This window comes from Paraburkholderia franconis, from assembly GCF_009362735.1.
GTDB lineage: Bacteria > Pseudomonadota > Gammaproteobacteria > Burkholderiales > Burkholderiaceae > Paraburkholderia > Paraburkholderia franconis.
This window is the reverse complement of sequence record NZ_WHNP01000009.1, coordinates 1-24021: the sequence shown is the minus strand read 5'-3', so window position 1 is coordinate 24021 and position 24021 is coordinate 1. Positions and strand designations below refer to the sequence as shown.

General features: G+C 60.7%; 15 protein-coding genes and 5 pseudogenes. 11 read left to right on the top strand and 9 right to left on the bottom strand.

Annotation, left to right across the window (positions count from 1 at the left end; all coding sequences use genetic code 11):
• Nucleotides 1-122: 122 nt before the first annotated feature.
• From pdxR to GCT13_RS11920, 8 genes and pseudogenes are all read left to right on the top strand, one after another.
• Nucleotides 123-1619 (top strand): MocR-like pyridoxine biosynthesis transcription factor PdxR, encoded by a 1497-nt coding sequence (gene pdxR / locus GCT13_RS11955; protein ID WP_152758138.1) that lies wholly within the window; start codon nucleotides 123-125, stop codon nucleotides 1617-1619.
• 229 nt (nucleotides 1620-1848) lie between these two features.
• Nucleotides 1849-2301 (top strand): HU family DNA-binding protein, encoded by a 453-nt coding sequence (locus GCT13_RS11950; protein ID WP_152758136.1) that lies wholly within the window; start codon nucleotides 1849-1851, stop codon nucleotides 2299-2301.
• A gap of 360 nt (nucleotides 2302-2661) precedes the next feature.
• A complete protein-coding gene (locus tag GCT13_RS11945; protein ID WP_152758134.1) occupies nucleotides 2662-4071 on the top strand; it encodes a circularly permuted type 2 ATP-grasp protein in 1410 nt (469 codons plus the stop codon).
• A gap of 128 nt (nucleotides 4072-4199) precedes the next feature.
• The gene (locus tag GCT13_RS11940; RefSeq protein ID WP_152758131.1) at nucleotides 4200-5150 is read left to right on the top strand and encodes an alpha-E domain-containing protein; all 951 of its coding nucleotides are present in this window, start codon (nucleotides 4200-4202) and stop codon (nucleotides 5148-5150) included.
• A gap of 13 nt (nucleotides 5151-5163) precedes the next feature.
• Entirely contained in the window at nucleotides 5164-5964 is an 801-nt protein-coding gene (locus GCT13_RS11935; RefSeq protein ID WP_152758128.1) for a transglutaminase family protein, read from the top strand.
• 337 nt (nucleotides 5965-6301) lie between these two features.
• Nucleotides 6302-7093: pseudogene (gene bcsG / locus GCT13_RS11930) on the top strand (cellulose biosynthesis protein BcsG); the annotation flags it as partial.
• Between the two features lie 50 nt (nucleotides 7094-7143).
• Nucleotides 7144-7266: a hypothetical protein gene (locus GCT13_RS51155; protein WP_265335286.1), complete on the top strand. Its 123-nt coding sequence runs from the start codon at nucleotides 7144-7146 to the stop codon at nucleotides 7264-7266.
• 274 nt (nucleotides 7267-7540) lie between these two features.
• Nucleotides 7541-8308, top strand: a complete 768-nt coding sequence (locus GCT13_RS11920) for an alpha-amylase family protein (RefSeq protein ID WP_227746795.1) — start codon at nucleotides 7541-7543, stop codon at nucleotides 8306-8308.
• A 64-nt stretch (nucleotides 8309-8372) separates the two neighbouring features.
• Here GCT13_RS11920 and GCT13_RS11915 read toward each other — a convergent pair.
• The 5 genes and pseudogenes from GCT13_RS11915 to GCT13_RS11895 form a co-directional block, all read right to left on the bottom strand.
• Nucleotides 8373-10015: pseudogene (locus GCT13_RS11915) on the bottom strand (DUF2334 domain-containing protein).
• Between the two features lie 24 nt (nucleotides 10016-10039).
• On the bottom strand, nucleotides 10040-10387 hold the full coding sequence (locus GCT13_RS11910; protein WP_152758122.1) for a hypothetical protein: 348 nt from the start codon (nucleotides 10385-10387) through the stop codon (nucleotides 10040-10042).
• 278 nt (nucleotides 10388-10665) lie between these two features.
• Nucleotides 10666-11775: pseudogene (wecB, locus tag GCT13_RS11905) on the bottom strand (non-hydrolyzing UDP-N-acetylglucosamine 2-epimerase); the annotation flags it as partial.
• 23 nt (nucleotides 11776-11798) lie between these two features.
• Nucleotides 11799-13484, bottom strand: a complete 1686-nt coding sequence (locus GCT13_RS11900) for an NfrA family protein (protein ID WP_152758117.1) — start codon at nucleotides 13482-13484, stop codon at nucleotides 11799-11801.
• Nucleotides 13481-15439, bottom strand: a complete 1959-nt coding sequence (locus GCT13_RS11895; protein ID WP_152758115.1) for a glycosyl transferase family protein — start codon at nucleotides 15437-15439, stop codon at nucleotides 13481-13483. The genes GCT13_RS11900 and GCT13_RS11895 overlap by 4 nt, the downstream gene beginning before the upstream one ends.
• Before the next feature lie 159 nt (nucleotides 15440-15598).
• Here GCT13_RS11895 and glmS point away from each other — a divergent pair, with 159 nt between their 5' ends.
• Nucleotides 15599-17416 carry a glutamine--fructose-6-phosphate transaminase (isomerizing) gene (glmS, locus tag GCT13_RS11890; protein WP_152758113.1) on the top strand — a complete coding sequence of 606 codons (1818 nt, stop codon included), beginning with the start codon at nucleotides 15599-15601 and terminating at the stop codon, nucleotides 17414-17416.
• A gap of 34 nt (nucleotides 17417-17450) precedes the next feature.
• Here the strand turns inward: glmS and GCT13_RS49135 are convergent, their stop codons facing one another.
• Both GCT13_RS49135 and GCT13_RS11885 read right to left on the bottom strand, forming a co-directional pair.
• Nucleotides 17451-17693 carry a response regulator transcription factor gene (locus GCT13_RS49135; RefSeq protein ID WP_227746802.1) on the bottom strand — a complete coding sequence of 81 codons (243 nt, stop codon included), beginning with the start codon at nucleotides 17691-17693 and terminating at the stop codon, nucleotides 17451-17453.
• Nucleotides 17694-18101: 408 nt separating this feature from the next.
• Nucleotides 18102-18994 (bottom strand): annotated as a pseudogene (locus tag GCT13_RS11885) (hypothetical protein); the annotation flags it as partial.
• A gap of 279 nt (nucleotides 18995-19273) precedes the next feature.
• On the opposite strand from GCT13_RS11885, the gene GCT13_RS11880 reads away from it, so the two are divergent.
• Entirely contained in the window at nucleotides 19274-20185 is a 912-nt protein-coding gene (locus GCT13_RS11880; protein WP_152758111.1) for a proteasome-type protease, read from the top strand.
• Nucleotides 20186-20310: 125 nt separating this feature from the next.
• Here GCT13_RS11880 and GCT13_RS11875 read toward each other — a convergent pair whose 3' ends face one another.
• The gene (locus GCT13_RS11875; RefSeq protein ID WP_152758109.1) at nucleotides 20311-21498 is read right to left on the bottom strand and encodes a porin; all 1188 of its coding nucleotides are present in this window, start codon (nucleotides 21496-21498) and stop codon (nucleotides 20311-20313) included.
• Between the two features lie 396 nt (nucleotides 21499-21894).
• A complete protein-coding gene (locus tag GCT13_RS11870) occupies nucleotides 21895-23250 on the bottom strand; it encodes a YhjD/YihY/BrkB family envelope integrity protein (RefSeq protein WP_152758107.1) in 1356 nt (451 codons plus the stop codon).
• 266 nt (nucleotides 23251-23516) lie between these two features.
• Here GCT13_RS11870 and GCT13_RS11865 point away from each other — a divergent pair.
• A pseudogene (locus tag GCT13_RS11865) lies at nucleotides 23517-24021 on the top strand (molybdopterin-dependent oxidoreductase); the annotation flags it as partial.

The following is a 24021-nucleotide window of genomic DNA, read 5'->3' as shown; positions in this document are numbered from 1 at the left end:
TTTTTGCGCTCCTTTTTTGCGCGCTACGTTTGCCGACGAATCAGGCGATAGCCGTCGCGAACCTGGCCGCCGATTCCCACGGTAAGCTTGCAAAAACACAGCAAGCGAAGCAACGGGACGACATGGCCATTCACATCGCCGTCGAGGGCCGCCACGATCTCGCCGGGCAGATCTACCGGCAACTGCGGGCGGGGATTATCGAAGGCCGCCTTGCGGGCGGCACGCAACTGCCGTCGACGCGCGATCTCGCGACGCAACTCGGCGTGTCCCGCAAGACGACGCTCGACGTATTCGAGCGCCTGCTCGCCGAAGGCTTTCTGAATGCGCGCGCGGGCTCGGGCACATTCGTCGCCGAAGGATTGCAGCGCCTCCCCGCCGAACATTCGGCACACGCGCGCGCCGCGCAAGGCGCGTTGGGCACGCACGGCTTGCATGGCGCAAGCGCGGCTGCGCAGTCCAGCGCCCGCGCGCAGCCGGTGTGGTCCGCCGTGCCCGAGGTGCTCGGTCCGCAACCGACGCTCGGCACGTCATTCGACTTTATCGGCGGCATCACCGACAAGTCGCATTTTCCGTTCGACGTCTGGCGCCGCTGCGTGAATCACGCGCTGCGCGTGCAATCGCGTGGGCGCGGCATCTATCGCGATGCCGCCGGCGAACAGGAGCTGCGGCTTGCGATTTCGCGCTATCTCGCGTTCAGCCGCGCGGTCGCGAGCAACTGGGAGGACGTCATCGTGACGCAGGGCGCGCAGCATGCGCTCGATCTGATCGCGCGCGTCACGCTGCGCCCCGGCGACGTGGCCGTTGTCGAAGATCCCGGTTATCCGCCCGCGCGCGCATGTCTGACGGCCGTGGGCGCGAAGGTCGTGCCCGTGCCCGTCGATGCCGATGGCCTGATCGTCAGCAAGCTGCCGAAGAACACGCGCCTCGTCTACGTGACGCCTTCGCATCAGTTTCCGCTCGGCATGCCGATGAGTCTTGCACGGCGCGTCGAGCTGCTCGAATGGGCGCAGCAACGCGATGCCGTCATCATCGAAGACGACTACGACTGCGAATACCGCTTCGAAGGACGGCCGGTGGAGCCTTTGAAAAGCCTCGATCGCGCGGGCCTCGTCGCCTACGTGGGAACGTTTTCGAAGACGATCTTTCCCGAGCTGCGTGTCGGTTACACGGTGCCGCCCGCGTCGCTGTTCGACACGCTGAAGAAGGCGAGGCAGATCGGCGACTGGCATGGCTGCTCGCTGACCCAGACGGCGCTGGGCAGTTTCATGCTGAACGGCGACTTCGCGAAGCACGTCAAGCGCATGCACAAGCTCTACGCCGCGCGCCGCGCTTGCCTTCTCGCGCATCTTCAAGGCGGCCTCGCACGCTGGTTCGAGCCGATCGTGCCGACGGCGGGTATTCACCTGGCCGCGCTGCTCAAGGCGCCGCTCCCGGAAGCAGCCGTGATCGAAGCGGCGCGCGACGAGTCGATCGCGCTGCACGGTCTCGCGCCTTTCTTCGTTCGCGCGCAGCCGCGGCCGGGGCTCGTATTCGGCTACGGTGGCATCGAGGCGGAGCATATCGACGCGGCGCTCACGAAGCTCGCGAAGCTGATGCCGCGTGTCGAATCAAGGACTTGAGTCTCGACGATTCGCACTGGACAGGTGTGTCGAATTCGCTTGCCGTTCACGTTTACCCCTTAAAAGCAGGCGTGAAATGAGCGAGGTAGTCTGCGCCGCGCAACAAACCGTAACCGTTACACACAAAAGATTCGCTCAGAAACCAAAAGCGCTTGTAGAATCCGGCCTTGAAGCGTGTGCATATCGCGTGCGCTTCTCGCTTTTACTGAACCCTAGAGGTAGGAGAAACATGGCGACTTCCGCAAAAAAGGTAGCCAAGAAGGCTGCTACGGTACCGACCAAGAAGGTTGCTGCAAAGAAAGCTGCTGCTCCCGCGAAGAAAGTCGCGGCTAAGAAGGTCGCCGTGAAGGCGTCCGGCGCTCCGTCGCCGATCAAGGACACCTTCACGAAGGCCTCGCTGGCTGCGCACGTTGCGGAGCGCGCAGGCGTCGAGCCGAAGTCGGCGAAGGCAGTTCTGGCTGCTCTCGAAGACACGATCCTCGGTTCGGTTCACAAGAAGGGCGCCGGCGAATTCACGCTGTCGGGTCTTCTGAAGATCGTCGTTCAGGCTGTTCCGGCAAAGAAGAAGCGCTTCGGCAAGGACCCGTTCACGGGTGAAGAGCGCTGGTTCCCGGCCAAGCCGGCAAGCGTGCGCATCAAGGCACGTGCGCTGAAGAAGCTGAAGGACGCAGCAGCAGCGTAATCGATGTCACCGGCAGCGGCGCAAACCGCTGCCGCGTTCATCCCGATCCCCGCAACGCGCAAGCGTGCGGGGATTTTTTTGTCTGCACGTATTCGTCCCTGCATCGCGTCACATTCCCAAAGACGGTTCGCGTCTGCATCGAATCGAGCCGCGTGCGCGACGCCACGCACTTTAGTGGCGCATCGCGTACCGCCGCGCTACGATGGCGTCGGGTCGTCTGCCCATCCGCGTGCGCGCTTCGAGTGCATCCGCTGCGCGCTCCGCGTGTAAAGCAAATGGCATAACGCTTGCTTGAACGTGATCGAAAACCGAATGCGCAGCGCATTCGCCTTCGATCCGACAAAAAGAGTGGGGCGTGACATGCGATGCTATGACGAGATGCGTCATCACGATGACGCCGTGCGGCCGCATTATCAGCGGTTCGAACGCTGGCTCGTGCAGCAGGGCAACGAAGCGATCGCGAGAAAGCGGGCTGAGGCCGATCTTCTGTTTCGCCGGGTCGGCATCACGTTCGCGGTCAACGGCGATCTGTCCGGCACCGAGCGTCTCATCCCGTTCGATCTGATTCCGCGCATCATCCCGCGCGGCGAATGGCAGACGCTCGAAGCGGGACTGCGGCAGCGCGTGCGTGCGCTCAATCTGTTCATCCACGACGTCTATCACGAGCGCAAGATCGTGCGCGCGGGCGTCGTGCCCGCCGACCAGGTCTACACCAACGCGCAGTACCGGCCGGAGATGCAGGGCGTCGACGTGCCGCTCGGCGTCTATGCGCACATCGCGGGCGTCGATGTCGTGCGCGCCGGCGAGAACGGCGACTTCTACGTGCTCGAAGATAACCTGCGCGTGCCGTCGGGTGTCTCGTACATGCTTGAGAACCGCAAGATGATGATGCGGCTTTTCCCCGAACTCTTCGTGCAGAACCGCATCGCGCCCGTCGCGCATTATCCCGACCTGCTGCTCGATACGCTGCGCTCGGTGGCGCCCGCGGGCGTCGACGATCCCGTCGTCGTCGTGCTGACGCCCGGCATGTACAACTCCGCTTACTTCGAGCACACGTTCCTCGCGCAGCAGATGGGCGTCGAGCTGGTGGAAGGCAAGGACCTGTTCGTCGACGACAACTACGTGTTCATGCGTACGACGCAGGGGCCGCGGCGCGTCGACGTGATCTACCGGCGCGTCGACGACGACTTTCTCGATCCGCTTGCGTTCCGCCCGGATTCTGCGCTCGGCGTGCCGGGACTGTTGACGTCGTATCGCGCGGGCCGCGTGGCGCTCGCGAACGCGATGGGCACGGGCATCGCCGACGACAAGTCGATCTATCCGTACGTGCCCGAGATGATCGAGTTTTATCTGGGCGAGAAGCCGATCCTGAACAACGTGCCGACCTACCAGTGCCGCAAGCCGGACGACCTCGCGTACACGCTCGCGCATCTGCCCGAACTCGTCGTCAAGGAAGTGCACGGCGCGGGCGGCTACGGGATGCTGGTCGGGCCGGCGTCGACGTCGGCGGAAATCGAGGCGTTCCGCCAGCGGTTGATCGAGAAACCCGCAGGCTACATCGCGCAGCCGACGCTCGCGCTGTCCGCGTGCCCGACCTTCGTCGAAGCGGGCATCGCGCCGCGTCATATCGATCTGCGTCCGTTCGTGCTGTCGGGCAAGACGGTGACGATGTGCGCGGGTGGACTCACGCGCGTCGCGTTGCAGGAGGGCTCGCTCGTCGTCAACTCATCGCAGGGAGGCGGCACGAAAGACACCTGGATGGTCGACTGACTGCATTCGACCGATGTTTTGAAGAGCCGGCGTCCGCCGATCACGATGGACGCCGCGCGAAAAACGGGCAACCCGGCGCGCTCCCATCACACTGACGGACGCGCGCCCCATCAACACGGAAAGCCGACATGCTGAGCCGCACCGCCGATCATCTGTTCTGGATGGCCCGTTACATGGAGCGCGCCGAGAACACCGCGCGCATGCTCGACATCAACCTGAAAGCGCAACTGCTGCCGCAGACGCCTGAGCAGGAAGAGCGCGCGCAGCGTTCGGTACTGCGCATCTCCGAGCTCGAAGACGCGTTCGCGCAGCGCCATTCGGAGCCGACGCGCGAAAACGTGCTCGATTTCATGGTCGCCGATCCGGCGAATCCGTCGAGCATTCATGCGTGCCTGCAGGCGGCGCGCGAGAACGCGCGCGCGGTACGCGGCACGCTGACGACGGAGTGGTGGGAAACGATCAACGACACGTGGCTCGAATTCAACGAGCGCACGCGCCACGGCCTGGTGGCGAGCAATCCCGCCGCGCTCTTCGAATGGGTGAAGTTCCGCTCGCATCTGTCGCGCGGCGTGACGATCGGCACGGCGTTGCAGGACGACGCGTTCTTCTTCACGCAGCTCGGCACCTTTCTCGAGCGCGCGGACAACACGGCGCGCATTCTCGACGTACGTTTCGCCGACGCCGAGCCGAATTCGCGCGAGGCCGCGCGTCAACTCGAAGACTTCTATTACTGGACGTCGATCCTGAGTTCGGTGTCGGCGCTGGAAATCTACCGTAAGGTGTATCGCGATGTCGTGACGCCCGCGCGCGTCGTCGAGCTGATGATCCTCAATTCGCAGATGCCGCGCTCGCTGCTGGCGTCGCTCGACGGCGTCTGCGAGAACCTCGCGATGTTGCGCACGCAAGGCTCGAACCAGTGCGAGCGCTTTGCCGGCAAGCTGCGCGCCGAGCTGCTTTACGCGGATATCCGGCAGATCTTCGAATCCGGCCTGCATGCGTGGCTCACGCAATTCCTTGCCCGCGTGTTCGAACTCGGCAACATGGTCGCGCGGACCTATCTGATGCTGGCTGTTGCATGACGGAGTCCCCTCAATGTTTCTCTCGATCCGCCACGACACCTCCTACCGCTACGAATCGATGGTCCACTATTCGATCCAGCAACTGCGCCTCACGCCGTCGAGCGGTGCTTCGCAGGTCGTGCGGCGCTGGACGCTCGATGCACCCGGCAAGCTTGACTCGACCTTCGACGCCTACGGCAACGTGCTGCACACGCTCGTGCTGAACAAGCCGCACGACGAGATTCGCGTGCACGTATCGGGCGAAATCGACACTTTTCCGCTGATCGACGGGCGGCTCGGCGATGGCGCGGGCGCGATTCCGCTCGAGCATTTCACGTGCGCGACGCGGCTGACCGAGTGCGATTCCGCGATTCGCGATCTCGCTGCGTCGGCGCCGCCCCTCGACAGGCCGGCGGCGCTGATCGCGCTGGCGGAGAAAATCATCGACCGGGTGACGTTCGAGCCGGGTGTCACGGGCGTGGCGAGCACGGCGTCGCAGGCGCTCGCGCTCGGCAAGGGCGTCTGCCAGGATCACGCGCATCTGATGCTCGCGTGTTGCCGCGCGCGCGGCCTGCCGGCGCGCTACGTGAGCGGCTATATCGAACCCGGTGACGTCGAGCATGCGGCGAGTCACGCGTGGGTCGATGTGTGGCTCTCGGGCCTGGGCTGGATTTCCGTTGATGTCACGCATGCGGTGTTTGCAAGCGAGATGTATTGCCGGCTCGCGGCGGCGCGTGATTACGAAGCGGCGTCGCCTGTGCGTGGACGGAGAATCGGCGGGCTGGAGGAGACGCTCGATGTGTCGGTTGCGGTGAAGGGGCAGGCGGGGCAGTAGGGCGTTTCACATCTGCAGCGTGTCTTTAGTCACGCAATCGATTGCGTTGCAGCCAATGAAAAGACATGGCTTCGCTAACGCATAGCTGGCTAATGTCATTCCCATAGAAAAATCGTCCGGATATGCATCTGCGTCCATAGACCGATCGCGTTGCACGATGCAACAACGGCCGCTCCATCTGCGGTCCCTTAATAAGTTGAAAGAAACGCGGTGCGGCGCTTTTTTAAAGCAATGATTGCAGTCCAAGCCTGCCGCTCGATGCAGTCGCGATCACTGCATCGTGCCCAATTTCATGGGGTATTTCGAATGTTTCCGCGAAATTTATGGGGCAAACGATGCGGATTTGTACAAGGACGCACCGCCGCAGTGCCATCTGTTCGGGCAACTCGCGGCGGCAGGCTATACCGCGCAGACGTTGCTCAACCACGACGGCCATCTCGACAATTTCCTGCAGATCATTCACGACAACATCGGCGTGCCCAACGCACCGATGATTTCGAACACTGACGTGCCCGTTGCAATGCATGCGTTCGACGGCTCCGCGATTCACGACGACTACGGCTCGCTCGCAAAGTGGTACGCGCAACGCGCGCAAATTCCCGGCCCGGTCGCGTTGTACTACAACACGATCAGTCTGCACGACGGCAATCAGTTGCCCAACAGCAGCCTGTCGAGCCTCGATTCCTATCCGCAGCGCGTGAACAGGCTGATGAGCGACTTTGACCGCTTTGCAGACCTGATTGCGTCGTCAGGCCGGCGCGCGGTGATCGTGTTCGTACCGGAGCATGGTGCCGCGTTGCGCGGTGACAGCAACCAGGTGGCGTGGCTCCGCGAGATTTCGACGCCGCGCATCGTACACGGACCGGTCGGCGTGCGGCTGGTGGGCTTCGATGGAAATCACGGTCCGACCACCGTGATCGATCATCCGACGAGTTTCCTCGCGATCGCGCAGTTGTTGTCGAACCTCGTATCGAACAGTCCTTTCAAGCCCGGCGTCGCGCTCTCACAATATGCGACGAATCTGCCGCAGACGCAGATGATCGGTGAGAACGAGGGCACCGTGACGATGGCGACCGCCGACGGCTACACGATCAGGACCCCGGACGGCGTGTGGGCGAATGCGCGATAAGAGAACACGCCGAAAACGGGTGCGAGCCCGGACATGACATAGGCGGCCTCGTGCGCCATGTCCCCGAGGTCGACCCTGCACGCTACGTCGACGAACAGGCGCGCGGCGCGTATGAGGACGCGCTCGTGCGCTGGCCTTTGCTCGCGCGGCTGATGAAGCTCGAAGGGCGTTGAGAGGTCACTGGAACAGGGGCCATGCAAAGCCAGTTGAATGGGCTGCTCACAGGAACTACGATTAATAACGCTGGCGTTGCATATCTTCAGGCAATAGTCACGGCGCAAAACCGCAGCACAGCGCCAACCGTGAGCTCAAGTGACCAAAACGGCAACAGGGACATTACGACGTGGCAGCGCGGTTAAAGCGATCTCCCATCTCCGCCTGCTGGCGTTCATGTCGGCGCTCGTGCCGATGATCGCGGGCTGCTCCACTATGGCACAAGACGTCCACGTGGATGGCACCGTCTGGCAGCCGGACGAACAGACGGCATACCCAACGGGACATTGGGATGTGCTGGGCGGCCAGAACCTCCTCGTTCAATGGACGGCATTCGATGACATGTCGCTCATCGACGGCAGCGCTTTACCGACGGCACCGTACCGTATCGACTGGCAGCGAATCGGCCAGCAACCATGGGCCAGAAACGTCATACTCGGACTGGCAACGTACCCGTCCGAACCCAAGGCGCGCGCGAACGTCGCAAAGCTCGTCACCCAGTCGCTCGACATCGCGCGAGTACCCGTCCCGCTGCACGTGACGGGTTATTACTTTCCCGTTGAGGTCGATCCGTCGTGGAAGGACGTATCGGCATTCGCTGCACGACTTGCCGATCTGCCGCGACCGCTGTGGATCACGGTCTACGATCAGTCCAACATCGGGCCCGTCCCGCTGGCGGACTGGCTGCAAACGTGGCTGCCGCCAGACGTTGGTATCTTCTTTCAGGATGGTTGCGGCGTCTATGCCCGCGAACCGCGCATCGCGCGTCAATATCTGGATGTACTGTCGGAACGTTTCGGCAAGCAGCGCATTCGCGTGATAGCCGAAGCGTTTCGTCCGACCGGCGGCGAGACTTTCCGTCCCGCCACTGCCGAGGAAATCCGTCCTCAACTGCTTGCCTATAAAGGGTATTCGGTGTATCTGTTCGACGGCCCGCACTACGTCTCGGACAGCACTATCCGGTTGCTCGCGCCCGAGGCGTCAGCGCATAAAGGCTTGTAGCCGACTCAACGCAATGCGCGCCGTCACAATGACAGGCGCGCATTGACAGAGCATTGCCGTGCCGCTACTGCGCGGTACTGGCATCGACAAACGTAAAACCAAGCCCCGCGATGCCCGTGATGATCGACTTGAAATCCGCTAGCCCGGGTTGGCCCAGATCGGGTTCGAGCCAGAACGGATGAAAGAAGAACGACGCGAATCCGTCACGCACGCTGAGCGCATATTGTGCGTTCGTCAGAATGTCCTGCGCCGTGTATGTCAGACATGAAAACGGATCGATCGAACAGATGTTGTACTCGAGTTTCCAAGGTTCTCAGGCAGTACAACTTGCCCGTAGTAGTCGCTCTTGATGATGTATGGAAAGAACTGGCCGACTACGAAGTCCTTGTTTGGCACATTCGAATTGAGCTGGGGCGTATCGGACGTGTAGTACACGACGCGCTGATACGTCTTCTTGAAGAGCGGCGGCACGGCCCTGATCGAAAGTGGCGACGACTGATAGTGCGGCGCTTCCCACGCGAACGGCGTATAGCCGTTTTGCGAGAGTTCCAGCAGGCCCGCCGAAAGACGGCCCGCGGCCCATTGTGTCGAATCTTCGTCCACTGGCCGTTCTTGAGGCTTGTACCAGAACTCGTAATCGTTTGCGCTGACGGCATTTTCAGTATCGGGAACCGAGTTGTACTGGTGCATGTACCCGTGCATCAGGATCTTGCCGCCTCTCGTGAGGGCATAGTTCAGCGCCTGCTTTAGGCCCGTGGCCTGCGCAAGATGAATGGTCTGCGGGACGCCACCGTTATACGCGCCAAGCGGATCTTTATAGAGTGGAATGGTCGCGATTGAGAAAGGTATCCTCGTCGAGAATAGATAGTCGGTCAGCGACTTCATTGAACTGACCGTCGTAACCGCGCTGACGTCTTCCAGCCGGACCAGTGCTCGATGACTAGTGGCCGCACCGCTTTGCAGAATGTCGTGCAGCATGTCGCAGATCACGAGGTAGCGATCACGCGGTCCGATGAATGAAAAAAGAATGTCAGCGAAATACCAGAAATTGCCCGCCTTGACGACGTAGGGCGCAACCTCGCTGGTCTGGCTGTCCTTGATCGTGACGAGCGTCGTTGCTTTTGTCGGATCGGCGATTGCGACGACGCCGATATCCGGGTCCGCGCTGATGACGCCGGACGTGGAATCATATGAATAGTACTTCACCATACTGACGTTCTTGTAGCTGACCGTGTCGAAGAAATCGGGCGTTGGATTACTCGATGACGGCGTCGTACTCAAACCACGCAGATCCGAGAACGTCATGCCCGTTTTTCCGGTGAAGTTATACGTCTGGTCCCATGCGAGGTTCCAGATGTTGTACTTGAACCAGACGACTGTCTTGGTGCTCGCCGATACGTCGGCGAGGAAAGCGGTGGGCGTGCTATTGCCATAGTAGCTGCCCATGTAGAAGACAGCGGAGTAGGGTGCGAGGGTGCCCGCCGTGTAGTTGTTGACGGGTTCCAGATCGACCGTTGCATTGAAGTGGCCGAGCAGGTTGCGAAGCATGATCGCATAAGCGAAGCCGAGATTTGAATAGACATTGTTGACGGGCGCATCGTACAGAACGAGCACTTTCGCCGCGGTTGTTTGCGCACTTGTCAGGCGAGGCGTGCCAACCAGACATATCGCGCAGAAGAGTACTGCAATCGTCATGAGCTTTTTCATGATGAGACTCCTGTGTGCGCGTCATTACTGACGAACGAATGTGCCGTCAGCACGGCTGAACTGCCGCAGATTCTGACCGTTCCGTTGACCATGGCCCTTCTCGCTATCGTTCTTGTCCTTATCCGGCATGCCCGGTGAAATGACAGATACGACGGGCGGCTTGTCGGGCGGCGTCACTTTTCCGCCCGGCTTAGGCATCGGTGGCTTCGTTCCGTAAACCTGCAAATTCTGCGTCACTGTGAGCCCGCCTGGACGCGCCACGGCGGCGGAATTGACAACACTGGCGACCTCCTGTGCAGCAGCCGGCCACACTGCATAGAGGCAGGCGGCGCACAAGGCGGTGTTTGCGATAAGCCTCAGTGGTTTCATCATGAACTCTCCATTGCCGTTTCGTGAGCGCATAAATGTGACGTCGACGCGAAAGGGCGAAGCAGTTAGTCGGGACGCACATTGACATTGCCTGTTTCATCGAGCGACACGTCGATTGAAGGCTCACTGTCCGGCTTCTTTGTCCCGGGAATGTCGATGTCCGGAACCACGATGTCTTCGGACCCGTCGACAGCGAGATATGGCGAAGCTATTGGAACAAGAACGTCGACGAGCGTGGGTGCGTTTGCCACTTCGATCGGTGGATGCGCATACGCTTCTTCGAGAGCAGCGACGATTCTTGCGCACGCCTGTCCATCGCCATAAGGGTTCGTTGCGCAGGCCATGCTGCGATATGCATGTTCGTTGTCGAGCAAGCTCGATGCTTCTGTGAGAATGCGGCCGATATCCGTGCCGACCAGTCTTGCTGTTCCCGCTTCTATGGCTTCCGGGCGCTCCGTCGTATCGCGTGTCACCAGTACGGGCTTTCCAAGCGACGGCGCTTCTTCCTGCACGCCGCCCGAATCGGTTATCACGAGATACGCGCGCGTCATGAGGAACACGAAAGGCAAATAGTCTTGCGGACCGGTCAGATAAATGTTCGGTGAGTCGCGGAGTATTTGCTCAGCCGGCTCTCGTACATTCGGATTGAGATGTACGGGGTAGACGATCTGCACATCCGGATACGACTGCGCGAGAATGCGCAGCGCAGTGCAAAATTTCCGGAACGGCTCGCCAAAGCTTTCCCGGCGATGTCCTGTCACGAGGATGATGCGGCGTGTCCAGTCGATGCCGGGAAATCGCAGCGAGATTGCTTCGGCCAGCGTGAAATCACTTTCGATTTTTCTGCGCACGCCCAGCAGTGCGTCGATCACGGTATTGCCCGTTAGCACGATTTGCTTCGCGTTTGCGCCTTCGGCCAATAGATTGTCGCGGGCCCGTGCGGTTGGAGCGAAATGCCAGCTCGACACGGCATCGCAGAGCTTGCGGTTCAATTCTTCCGGCCACGGAGACCAGATATTCCCCGTCCGCAGACCGGCCTCGACGTGCCCCACTTTTACACGGCGGTAAAAGGCCGCAAGACTCGCGGCGAGCGTCGTCGTCGTATCGCCATGCACGAGTACGATCTCCGGGTTCACCGAGTCATAAACGTCGCCGATGTTGTTAAGAATGTCCGACGTGATCTCCGTCAGCGACTGCCGTTTGCGCATGACGTCCAGGTCGAAATCGGGCGATATGTCGAACAGGCCGAGTACCTGATCGAGCATCTCGCGGTGTTGGCCCGTCACGCAGACCTGTACGTCGAAACCTGGCGCCTCTCGCAATTTCTGGACGAGCGGCGCCATCTTGATTGCTTCGGGCCGGGTGCCGAACACCGTCAATACTTTCCTCATTGCGACCTCCTTCAGTTGCGACTTCAGAACCACAGAGTTGCGCGCACGACGAGACCGCGTGCGCGTGCGGCCGAAGTCAACGGGAAGCGGTATTGCACCGTCACGTCAGCCCAGCTTGCCGGGGCACGGTATTTCGATTCGCGGAACCAGAAACGGAACTGCACGCCCGGTCCGATGCCGAGCGCCGTCTGATCGGTTGCCTTGTTGTCGTGATCGCCCGCAAGCGCCACGTGGGGATAGACGGTGAGCTTTTCGCTGATGGGCGTCGCGCGCCACGTATGCCCATAGCGAAGTTCTGTGTAGATGATGTAGCGGCCCGCATTGACGAAATACGCGCCTTCGACATAGGCCTGCCAGCTTCGCCAGCTTGGTTCGGTGACGCGCAGATCAGTACCGTCCTCCGACGAATAACCCAGCCTGAATAGAAAATCGTTCGTCGACAGGCTTCCGATCTTGAAGAGCCGCTCGCCCGTCACGACCAGGTTCTGGGACGGGAGTGGCTTGTAACGCACGCCGACCGAGCCCTGAATCGTCGGCGCGCTCGTCACATTGCCGGCGCCATCGTAGGCTGTGCCGTAACCGCGCACGAAGAACTGCAGAATGCGGCCGTCACGATAGCCGATCTTCGGCGGTTGCCAATATGCTTCAAAGCCGGGTTGCAATACGTCGACTGTTCCTTCGGGACCGAAAGCGGCCGTCTGATACGGCAAGCTCAGTTGAAAGCCCCATTCTCTCTGCAGTTCTTCGACTTCGCGCTTGTATCCGAAGCGCCGCTGCGCGTCGAAAGCGTGTTCTTTGTCGTCGGCATCGAGGCTTTGCTCGAAGAGTTTGACGGAGCGCTCGTTATCGAAAGTGCGCTTTGCGGCATAAGCGGCGTCCGCATAATTTCCGGCAGTGCCTGCGCCCTGATCGAAACCCGCTTGAAACTCTTCCAGCGCCTGCGAGTCCTTGCGCTCTCGCAGGAGGTCATACGCAGCCTGCAAATGCGCTGTGGCGGCGGCCTGCGTTTCCTGTAGTTCGGCATTGTGAGCCTGGTCGATGATTGCCTGCGCGTACGTGCGGTCGGCGTCCGTCGTCGCGTGATCGAGCGCCATCTGGGCGGCCGAAACGGCCGATTGACGGTCGCCTTCGATCAATCGGGTTTGCGCGAGCCGCAACTGTACGGCGGCGTCTGTCTGGTCCGCCAGCGGGGCGAGGGCTTTCTCAGCCTCGTCGGGACGCTGCGCGGTGAGCGCGCTGTCGACCCACGCCAGGCGCAAGGTCCGCTGTTGTTCTGTCGTCCACTTTCCTTTTTCAAGCGCCGCGGACAGATAGCGGAAAGCCATCTGGCTTCGTTGCTGACGCTGTGCGAGAAAGCCGTTTTGCGCGAGTACTTGTGGACTCTCAGGAAAGCGCTCTAGCAGCGTTTCCGCGAGAGAGTCTGCCTCGGGCGTTTTGCCTTCGCGGACGTACACATCGAGAAGCAGCAGGCCCAGTTGCTCGCTACCGGGCGGCACGTTCCATGCGCGTTCCGCGTAACTCTCCGCGCGAGGCAGGTTGCCGTCAGCGATGGATTTGTACGCGGCGTCCGCCAGCCGATACGCACGCGGAGTCAGCTTCGGTTGCGCGTATGCGTCGATGCTGCAAAGCGTAAGGCACACGAGTACGGCAGCCGCACAACCAAGCTGCTTCCGGGTGTAGTCGGATGCTTTTGCTCTGGTTGTGTTCATGCGACCCCCGGTTCGGGGCTTATCTTTGGGTCGATGAACGGCAAAACCTGCGCGCGCGCCCGTTCCAGTTCTTCATATCGTGCGTGCTTGCGAAGTTGGCTTTTCAGTTCTAAATCGGCAGCAATGAAATACGCGACTTTCGTTCCGGCACCTCGGCGGACGATCCCTTGTTCGTCCGCTGTCAACGGACTGCCGACTGCGCAATTTAGCGTGCCGTCTTCGCCAATCGAAAAAGGCACAATGGCGAAGGCATGCTGAAGCTCATAAGGCAACGCTCCGGAACAGAGATCGACGGCCACATTGGCGAGGCTGACGCGCGGTAGTTCAGACTGCTCCGCAAGTGCGTCGGCGAGTGTGTCGGCCATCACATATGCGTGTTCGAGAAGAAGTTCTCCGAGCTTTCTGCCGCACTGGCCTTGCACCGTCAAAATCGCCTCGAGCTTTTCCTGAGTCAGCACGCCCCAGTCGATGAGAATCTCGCCAAGGCGGCGGCGGGACTTCCCCATTGCTTCATTGGAGAGAAACGTATGAGCTGTCTTGTCCCACGCGATTGGCTTGCCCGTTGCGAGGTGCCGGATATAGATCTTCCACGCACGACATACTGCGCAGAAGTTGATGAGGTTGTTGACGATGAGGCGTGGTATCGACAAAAGCCCTTGCAGCCGTCCATTGAGCTTTGCGACAAAGTAATATCGCTCCCACACGCGCAGAAAGAGCATTGCTGCATTGGTCGACAGCAACGGATACAGGTAGTCGGTAGCCATTGCGAGCCGTGCATCGACGTATACGTCATAGCCGCCCGCCTGCAATGTGGCGAGTGTAATGAAATTGACCAGCACGACATAGGCGACTACCGACACGACAGACGTGACCATGCCTTTGCGATCGCGGAAAAACATGTAGCGCGCCCGCAGGCTACCGTTCCAGCCCAGTTGCTCCCAGCCCTGGAAGGCGATGCCGAGAATCCAGCGGGCCCGTTGACGATAGGCGGTTCTGAACGTGTCGGGAAAGTACTCACGGGTGGCGAGCAGTGCGCGCGTCGTGTGCTGGTTGCGTCCGCCGCGCACACGGGGCAAATCGGTCGAATCTTCCGAAATGGAAAAATGCGCGAATGTCTCCGTCATGCCCATCTCGCGAAGCCGGAAGCTGAAGTCGTAGTCTTCCGTCAGCGAGTCGGTGTTGAACGGACACCCGCCGCGCAGTCTCATGGCCGTTTCGATCGCGCGGCGCCCGTAGCATGAAGCGACACCGGCACCGGGCACGACGCCCGTCAAGCGCTCGCGCGTCGGGATATCTTTTTGATGGGTTTCGCTGAAATCGTCCATATACGTTCCCGCGACGAACTCGTTCCATTTGCGCGGCAGCGAGAGCACGGGCAGTTGCACCAGGTCGTGGCTTTCAACGGCATAGTTGAAGTACTTCAGTTCGATCGGATGAGTGACATCCTCGCAATCGTGCATGACGACACCTGCAAAACGGATGTGGTGTGTCTCCTCATAACGCAAGATCGCGGCGACGATCCAGTTCAAACAGTCCGCCTTGCACGTCGGTCCGTCGTTAAGCACGGTCGCGCGCGTGACGCGTCCGGGATAGCGGCGAATCATGCGCTCGACTTCGGCCGTCGTTTCGGCATCGTTGTGATACGTGCCGACGAAGATCGTGTAATGGTCGTACTCGATAGTCGCCAGCGTGTTCTCGACCATCTTGGCAATCACGTCATATTCTTTCCACGCGGGCACCATGATGGCGAAGTGCTGCTCGCTTAGCTGTCTTAGCATCGGTACGTCGACTGTTTGCCTCCGTTCGCCATGCATTCTCCGCTTCAACTCGGTCAGCCAGAAAAAGCTGTCGAGCATCAGATCGTCGATCGTGCTGACGAAAATGACACACGCGGTGAAAAGCGCGACGACATTGAGTGCGGTCAGGTACAGAGTCCAGAGGGCAGTCGTTTGCATGGCGTCTTCATGCTCGCGTGATCTCGGCACTCTCATTGAAGGCGGCGCGTGTCCAGTCAGCAATGGAACATTTGAACCATTGATTGCCACTTCTCCAGCGTCTATCACTTTCACATCGTCCTTGAGTTGCAGTCGAATGATTTGCTCGGGAGGTGTGTCATGTGTGGAATCGTGGGAGCTGTGTCGCAGCGAAACGTCGTGCCGATGTTGATCGAGGGACTACGCCGGCTGGAGTATCGAGGCTATGATTCGTGCGGCGTGGCCGTGCATCGGGCCGGAATGCCCCGGCGAGCGCGATGCACCGCGCGCGTCAATTCGCTGGCGAGAACGATCTCAGACATTCATCTGGAAGGATCGCTGGGTATTGCACATACACGATGGGCGACGCACGGTGCGCCCGCAACTGAGAACGCACATCCGATCTTCTCGCGGGATCTGATCGCGATCGTGCACAACGGCATCATCGAAAATCACGAATCGCTGAAGGCGATTCTGACCGCGCAAGGCTACGAGTTTCAGACTGAGACGGATACGGAAGTCATTGCGCATCTCGTGCATTCTTTCTATGACGGCGATCTTCTTTCGGCCGTGATCCGCGCAACCCGCATGTTCCGTGGCGCGTATGCGATTGCCGCATTCAGCAACGACGAGCCAGGCCGTATGGTCGGCGCGAGAGATGGATCGTCGCTGGTGGCGGGCATTGGTGAGACGGAAGCGTTTCTGGCATCGGATGCAATCGCGCTTGCAGGCTATACCAATCGCTTCATCTTCCTGGAAGACGGCGATGTCGTGGATCTGACGCCGGGCAACCTCATCACATGGGATCGCAATGGGCGCAGCGTGAAGCGTCCCGACCGCATGATCGCCCAATCGCTCGAAGGCGCTTCGCTCGGTTCGTTCTCGCACTACATGCAAAAGGAAATTTTCGAGCAGCCGCTTGCGATTGCCCGAACGCTGGGAGAAATCGACGCGCTAACTCCGTCGATTTTTAATGGCGCCGACCGCTCGACGTTCGAATCGGTCGGTAAAGTCTTGCTATTAGGATGCGGCACGAGCCACCACGCGGGGCTTGTCGCGCAGCAGTGGTTCGAGACCATCGCGCGGTTGCCTGTGCAGGTCGAGATTGCCAGCGAATTCCGCTATCGGGATCAATGCCATGATCCGCGCACGCTGGTCGTGCCCGTCTCCCAGTCGGGAGAAACGGCCGACACGCTGGCCGCGTTGAAGTACGCGCAGATGATGGGGCTCGACAATACGCTGGCAATCGGCAATGTCGCGAACAGTGCGATGATGCGAACGACGCGCAGCGCGTTTCTAACCGGCGCAGGCATGGAAATCGGCGTCGCTTCGACAAAGGCGTTCACGACGCAACTCATCGCCCTCTTTCTTCTCGCGGCGACATTAGGGCGCGTGCGTGGCACAGTGCCGTCGCAACAGGAGAGTGCCTATCTCCAGCAATTGCAGGATTTACCCATAGCGTGCCGCGCAGTGCTGGCACAAGAACCGCAAATCATCGCGTGGGCCAGCGAGATCAGCCAGCATGAGAACGCGTTCTATCTGGGACGCGGCGCGCATTATCCCATTGCAATGGAAGGCGCGTTAAAGCTCAAGGAAATCGCGTACATTCACGCCGAAGCGTACGCCGCGGGTGAATTGAAGCATGGACCACTGGCACTCGTCACTCCGGAAATGCCGACCATCGTCTCCGCGCCGAACGATGCGCTTCTGGATAAGCTCAAATCGAACATGCAGGAGGTGCGCGCGCGCGGAGGCCAGTTGTTCGTGATCGCCGATAGCGGAACAGGGCTTTCGTGCGCGAACGGATTGCGGGTTCTCGAAACAGGAGCCTATTTCGGGCTTCTCTCGCCGATACTCCATGTGCTGCCCATGCAACTGCTCGCGTATCACTGTGCGTGCGCGAGACAGACCGACATCGACAAGCCGCGCAATCTCGCGAAGTCGGTGACAGTTGAATGAACCAGCGGCGATTCGCCAATGCGAGAACTTGTGGTTACTGACTAAGACCTGGGCCAAGCTGAGCCGCAAGTTTCGCATTGTTGCGCACACCCATTCGCTCGTGTATCGACACGATCTGTTTTCTGACAGTACTTGGCGAGACGCCAAACAGTCGCGCGATTTCCTTGTGAGTCAGGCTCGATGCCACCTTTTGCGCAACCTGTAGCTCGCGCGCCGTCAGAGTATCGACGGCTCTTCTCGGGTGCGCGTAAATATACGCGATCGTCCCCTCGCGCATGATCCGGTATCCATGCGTGTCTTCTATGTGGCGCGTTTTCTCGGCGACCAATGCGAGACGCAGTGGCTCCGGCAAACGTGCATCGACCGGTCTTGGCCATCGCTCGGCGAGGTGGCGGAAAAAACGCTCGTCGCCAAATAAGAGGATGCCGTTCGCAGTCACGATGGCGCCCGCTCGATCCCGCTCGTGCTGGTCGTATTGGAAGCGCTGCAGCCCGTCGGATGCGTTCGTTGCCCACGCCTCGCTGATATGCGTGTGCAGCGTCTGGACGATATCGCGTTCGTTGTCGGTGAACGAACGCATCGCGCCATCACGATGTAGTGAAAGAACGAGAAACGAGAGCGTTGCGAAGCGCAGATTGGGCTCGTCGAGGCGTGCCTCTTCGTGTTCTGCGAAGCGATACCAGACGACGTAATTCCACCAGAAGAAGCCACCGATAAAGCGCGGATCGGTCATGGTGTTGACCATCGGGTAATACGTCTTGATCAGGTTCTGCTGAACGGACGCTGGAGCGGACGTGCTGGACGTGCCGATCTCGCCGAAGCCCACTTTCGCATTGGGGAAGATCTTCTCGAGTGCCGCGAAGTCCGCATTCCACGACGGCGACAGACCCGTGCAATCCTGATACGGGTAGTAGCTGAAAAGCGCATAGTCCGTCGCCTGAAGCACAGACGCCGGCAGGAAACTCGTCGGCCAGGTTTTCCAGTAGTCTTGCGGCTTTTCCCAGCAGTTATTGCCCTTGCTGTCATCGTTGTAGTACAGCGTGATCGCCGTCTTGCCGCCGGCCGCCTTGACGATCGAGTTGGCCGCCAGAACCATCTGGCCGATCTGCGTCTCTTCCGAGTTGACTGTGGCGGCCGAACCGGCAGGATGTTGGCGCAGCCATTCGCCGTTGATTTCGTTTGCGATTTCCCATACGTCGACGGTGCCGTTCAGCTTCGACACCAGTTCTTGGGTGCGCGCCTTATACGTGGTGAGATCCGTCGGGAAGTAATACGAGTCCATGACTTCGCCCATCACATAGGCGACGGCGTGCAGACGCAGCAACGGCGCATAGTAATCGGAAGCGGGTGTGTCGGGATCGAACACGACGCGCACGGTCGGACGATAGGGCAAATTGCTGAGCGATGCGACAATCGCATCCAGTTTCGTCAGATCATCGAGCGTTACACCGTAGACGGTGCTTTCAACGTTTCGACCTGCGCATGGGCGGACGGCGCGAACATCAGGGATGTAGTTGCGACACACGCGGCGACGGCTGCGGCGGGGAGGGATTTTTTGGTTTTGGCGAGAAAAGTCATTCGTCTGAAAAGAGTAAAAAAGCGCGATGTTTACCAACAAATTGACTGGTAATTGTATGAAGATAATGGTTTGCCACTACCGTCGGCGTTATCGCGAGATGGCGTTTTGCGCTCCGTTTCCCCTGTAGCGGAGCACCCGGCATGCAGTACCATGCAGAGAGAGAGCGTAAAAGCGAGCCCGTTGCCATCGGCTTTGGCAACGGGTTTTTTCTGGGCGATCCAGTGGCCGATCTGCACGTCGTCTATCGTCGAGACATCGAGAGACGCGGGAGTACCGAAATGACCTACTGTGTGGCGATGTGTGTCGACGAAGGCCTCGTGTTCCTCTCGGACACGCGGACCAACGCCGGTGTCGATCACATCAGCACGGCGCGCAAGATGTCGGTGTTCGAAGAGCCGGGCGAGCGCGTGCTGGTGCTGCTCAGCGCGGGTAATCTGTCGCTCACGCAGGCCGTGCTGCACCAGCTATCCGAGCCCGCCGATCCGTCGCGGCCCACGCTATGGACCGTCTCGACGATGGCGGATGCTGCGCGCGTCGTCGGCCAGGCGGTGCGCGACGTCCATCAGCGCGAAGCGAATGCGTTGCAGGAGTTCGGCGTCGACTTCAATTGCAGCTTCATTCTCGGCGGCCAGATCCGCGATGGCAGCGCGAGCGGCAATGGTGTTGGACAACCGCGTCCGCGTCTCTTCATGATCTACGCGGCGGGCAATTTCATCGAGTCGTCACGCGTGAATCCGTACTTTCAGATCGGCGAGTCGAAGTATGGCAAGCCGATCATCGACCGCGTGCTCGTGCCGCCGACGCCGCTCGACGAAGCCGCCAAATGCGCGTTGATCTCGATGGATTCGACGCTGCGTTCGAACCTCTCGGTCGGGCTGCCGCTCGATCTGCTCGTCTACGAAAAGGATGCGCTGCGCGTGACGCGCTTCGTGTCGATCGATCAGGACAACACCTATTACCAGATGATTCATCGCACGTGGGGCGATCGGCTGCGGCAGGTGTTCAGCGAGATTCCCGAGCCGGACTGGCAGAGCGCGAGCGATGTGCCGCGCGACGGACACATCGGCGAGATGGTGCTGTATCGCGCGCCTGGCGCTTCGCACGCCGATGTCGATGAGGCCCCTGTGGATGCCAGCGCGCGTCCGGCGCAGACCCTGGCGCAAGCCGACAAGCCCAAAGCGCGCGGTTGATGATCCGGGCGCGGGGGCCCGAAACAAGCCAGCGCCAATAAAAAAACCAGCCTTCGGCTTGCGCCTCCGGCTGGCTTTTGAAATACGGCTCGACGTCTCGAGCCGTACGCCATTCGTTCTTCGAATTAGAACTTGTGACGGATACCCAGGCTGACGATCGTTTGCGACGACGAGCCCGACTGGTAGCCGTACGAACCGACTGATGCATCCGCCGTCACGACCGACGTGCGGCTTTCGCGCTGGTGACCGTTTGCGTGCTGGTACGCGCCGATCAGGTACAGGTCCGTGCGCTTCGACAGCGAGTAGTCGCCACCCAGCGAAACCTGGTTGTAGCTTGCCGACGTGTCGCCCGAGCCGTGCGTGTAGATGTAGCCCAGACCCAGCAGCATGGCCGGCGTCACCTGATAGCCAACATAGCCGCCTGCAACGTTGTATTTCTCTTGTTGCGTGAACGCCGACAGGCCGTCCGGCTTGTACTGCGCGAAGCTGTAGCGGATGCCGAACGTGAACGGACCCGCGACATACTGACCAGCAGCCGAAGCGATGCCGATCGACTTCGCCGACGCGTATGCGCCGTTGATCGTCGAGCCGTCGAACGTGCCGTCCGACGTTGCGCCCGGACCCCAGCCCGGCGTCGGGTTCGTTGCGGACACGCCACGGCCTGCTGCCGTGTTGCCGTTGGTCATGTGGAGGTAGCCTGCTGCGACGCTGAACGGACCGAAGCCGTACGTTGCCGCGCCCGACCACGTCTGGCCTGCGCCCGTCGCGCCTGCGACGCCGCCCAGAGCGTACATGCCTTCAACCTGGAGGCCGCCCCAGACCGGCGACACGTACTTGACTGCGTTGTTCGTACGCGAGCTGTTGTCGTTGTTATCGACGTCGCCCGGCGTGGTGAACGTGCTGCCGAAGTAGTTGTCCGCCGTCAGCGGCTGAACCATGTCGACGACCGGGTCGTACTGGCGACCCAGAGTCAGCGTACCGTACGCATCGTGCGTCAGACCGACGTATGCCTGACGGCCGAACAGACGGCTGCCCTGGCCCATCTTGCCCGAGTTCACGTCAAAGCCGCTTTCCAGCTGGAAGATCGCCTTCAGGCCGCCGCCCAGGTCTTCCGTGCCCTTCAGGCCGAAGCGGTCGCCCTGCAGGTTACCCGCGAACATTGTGAACAGGTGGTTGTTTGCCGGGTTCGCATGATTCACGTATTGGATCGATTCATCGATCAAGCCATACAGCGTCACGCTGCTTTGTGCATGCGCCGCGCCTGCAGCGCCGAGCAGTGCCAGCGAGAGGGTAGACAGTGCGATTCGTTTCATCCATTTCTCCACGCAGATGATTGGTTTCGTTGTTGCGAATCGGAGAATAGCGCAGTGTCTCCGAGTGTAAGAACTGAAAAAAATTAAGGTGTATCGAAAATGTGACAGCCCATTAGGGCCCTTGTGTTGCAGGCTTGTGGACGATTGTTGCTCTTTTGGCAATATTGAATCGTTGACTATGCATTATTGTTGTTTTTATGACAGTGATCGTGCAAGTCGGTGTCAATTGTGCGTTCCTGCGCAAGTGTCACGTAAGAAAGTTGTCTAATCAAATGCGGAAACTTCCTTCTCCAAATAAAGAGGCGGTCGGCGCGGGCGGCGCAAAATCTTGACCCTCCGGGTGGACATCTGCACGCCGTTGTGATCACGCAAGCGCAGTTTCGTTGAAGCGAACGCTTAACGGGTGTCGCCGGCGGCGGGCGGCGCTTCGGCATCGTCGGCGCCGTTGCGGCGGCCGGCCACTGCGGCGACAAAGAGCGCCGTCCCTGCCGCGACCAGCACCGAGCTCCACGGGTGGCGCCGGACATAGCGGTCCGCGGCCACTGCCGTGCGGCCCGCGCGCACCAGCGTGTTTGCGGCGGCGCGCGTTGCGTGCGTTTCCGCTTTCACGACCGTTTTGCCGATGCTCACGGCTTTGCTGATGCCGGCATCGTGCTTCGCGACGAGCTTTGCCACAGCCGATGGCCGCGGCTTTGCGCCCGCTGGACCTGCCGTGACGTCGGCCGCGCCCGCCGTCGCGCCGGCTGCGGGCGGCGGCGCCGCGCCCCATACGGAGCCGCGCTTCGCAGCACCAGCCGCCACCGTCGACGCGGCCATTACCGACGCCAGCATCACGCGGCTGCCGGGCGGCGTGGCGGGCGCGAAGCCCCACGCGCCGCGCGGATCGTGCATGCGTCCGCGGGCGGCGGCAAACTCGGCGCCGAGCAGCAGCACGACGGCCGAAAAGTACAGCCACATCAGCAGCACCGCGAGCGAGCCCGCAGCGCCGAACGAATTCGCCATGCCTGCGTGCGCGAGGTAGAGCGCGAACAGCTTCTTGCCCGCCGAGAACAGCGCGGCCGCCACCGTCCCGCCGACGAGCGCATCGCGCCAGCGCACGGGCGCGTCGGGCAGGAACTTGAGCAACGCGGCAAAGGCGAAGCCGAGCACCAGCCAGCCGACGAGCAGTTGCAGCACGTTGCCGATCACTACATAAGGCGAATTGCCCCACAGCATGTTGCCGATGAACGTGATCGCGGTGTCGAGCACCAGCGACACGATCAGCAGGAACGCGACGCCGAGCACGAGACCGAATGAAATCAGCCGCACGCGCACGAGAGCCATCACGCTCGACGTGCGCGGCGCAGCGGATGGCCAGACGATATTGAGCGCGCTGTTCAGCGATGAGAAGGTTGCCGACGCGCCGACCGCGAGCATCGTGAACGAAATGACGGCGGCGATGCCGCCTGCGCCGCCGCTGCGATGCGCGTTCTGCACGATCGTCGTGACGGCAGCGGCGGCGTCGTTGCCGAGCACGCCGTGCACCTGTCGAAAGAGTTCGCCGCGCGCGGCCTCGGCGCCGAAGAACCAGCCGGATACCGCGATCACCATGACGAGAGTGGGCGCGAGCGAGAACGCCGCATAGAACGCGATGCTCGCTGCCATCGCGGCGCAGCGGTTATCGGCGAACTGCCGCAGCGCGCCGACAGCCCACGATGCCTGTTTTTTTGCAACGGACTGCAACTTCTCAGCGGAGAGCGAATCGAGTTCCATGAGGTCCTTCTAGACGAGAGAATCGATCAGACTTCATGCACACAGCAACGCACGTGCTCGCGGACTCGCCGTGCATCGCAGTGCTCGTACACGCCGCGAGTGTCAATGGTATGACGCAAGCCTCATGCCCATCTATCTATGTCGATACAACAACTGCGAACCATCAGGCATATGACGTGCTCTCGTTCTGCTCTGTTGTGCTTACGACGTGCAAGAAACGACTTATACTTTTTCTCACCTCCCCACAAATAGAACGAGAGGCGATCATGCTGCAAATGTCCCGCCGTCAGTTCCTGAAGGTGACGGCGAGCACGCTAACGGGATCGAGCCTGGCCCTGCTGGGCTTCTCGCCTGAACCCGCGCTCGCCGAAGTCCGTCAGTACAAACTGGCTCGTACTACCGAAACGCGCAACACGTGTCCTTACTGCTCAGTCGGCTGCGGCATCCTGATGTATGGCCTCGGCGACGGCGCAAAGAACGCGACCACGAGCATCATCCATATTGAAGGCGACCCCGATCACCCCGTCAATCGCGGCACGCTGTGCCCGAAGGGCGCGAGCCTGATCGACTTCATCCATAGCGAGAGCCGCCTGAAATATCCCGAGTATCGTGCTGCCGGTTCGGATCACTGGCAACGCATCTCGTGGAACGACGCGCTCGACCGCATCGCGAAGCTGATGAAGGAAGACCGCGACGCGAACTTCGTCGAGAGCACGCCCGACGGCAAGAAGGTCAACCGCTGGCTGACCACGGGCATGCTCGCGGCGTCGG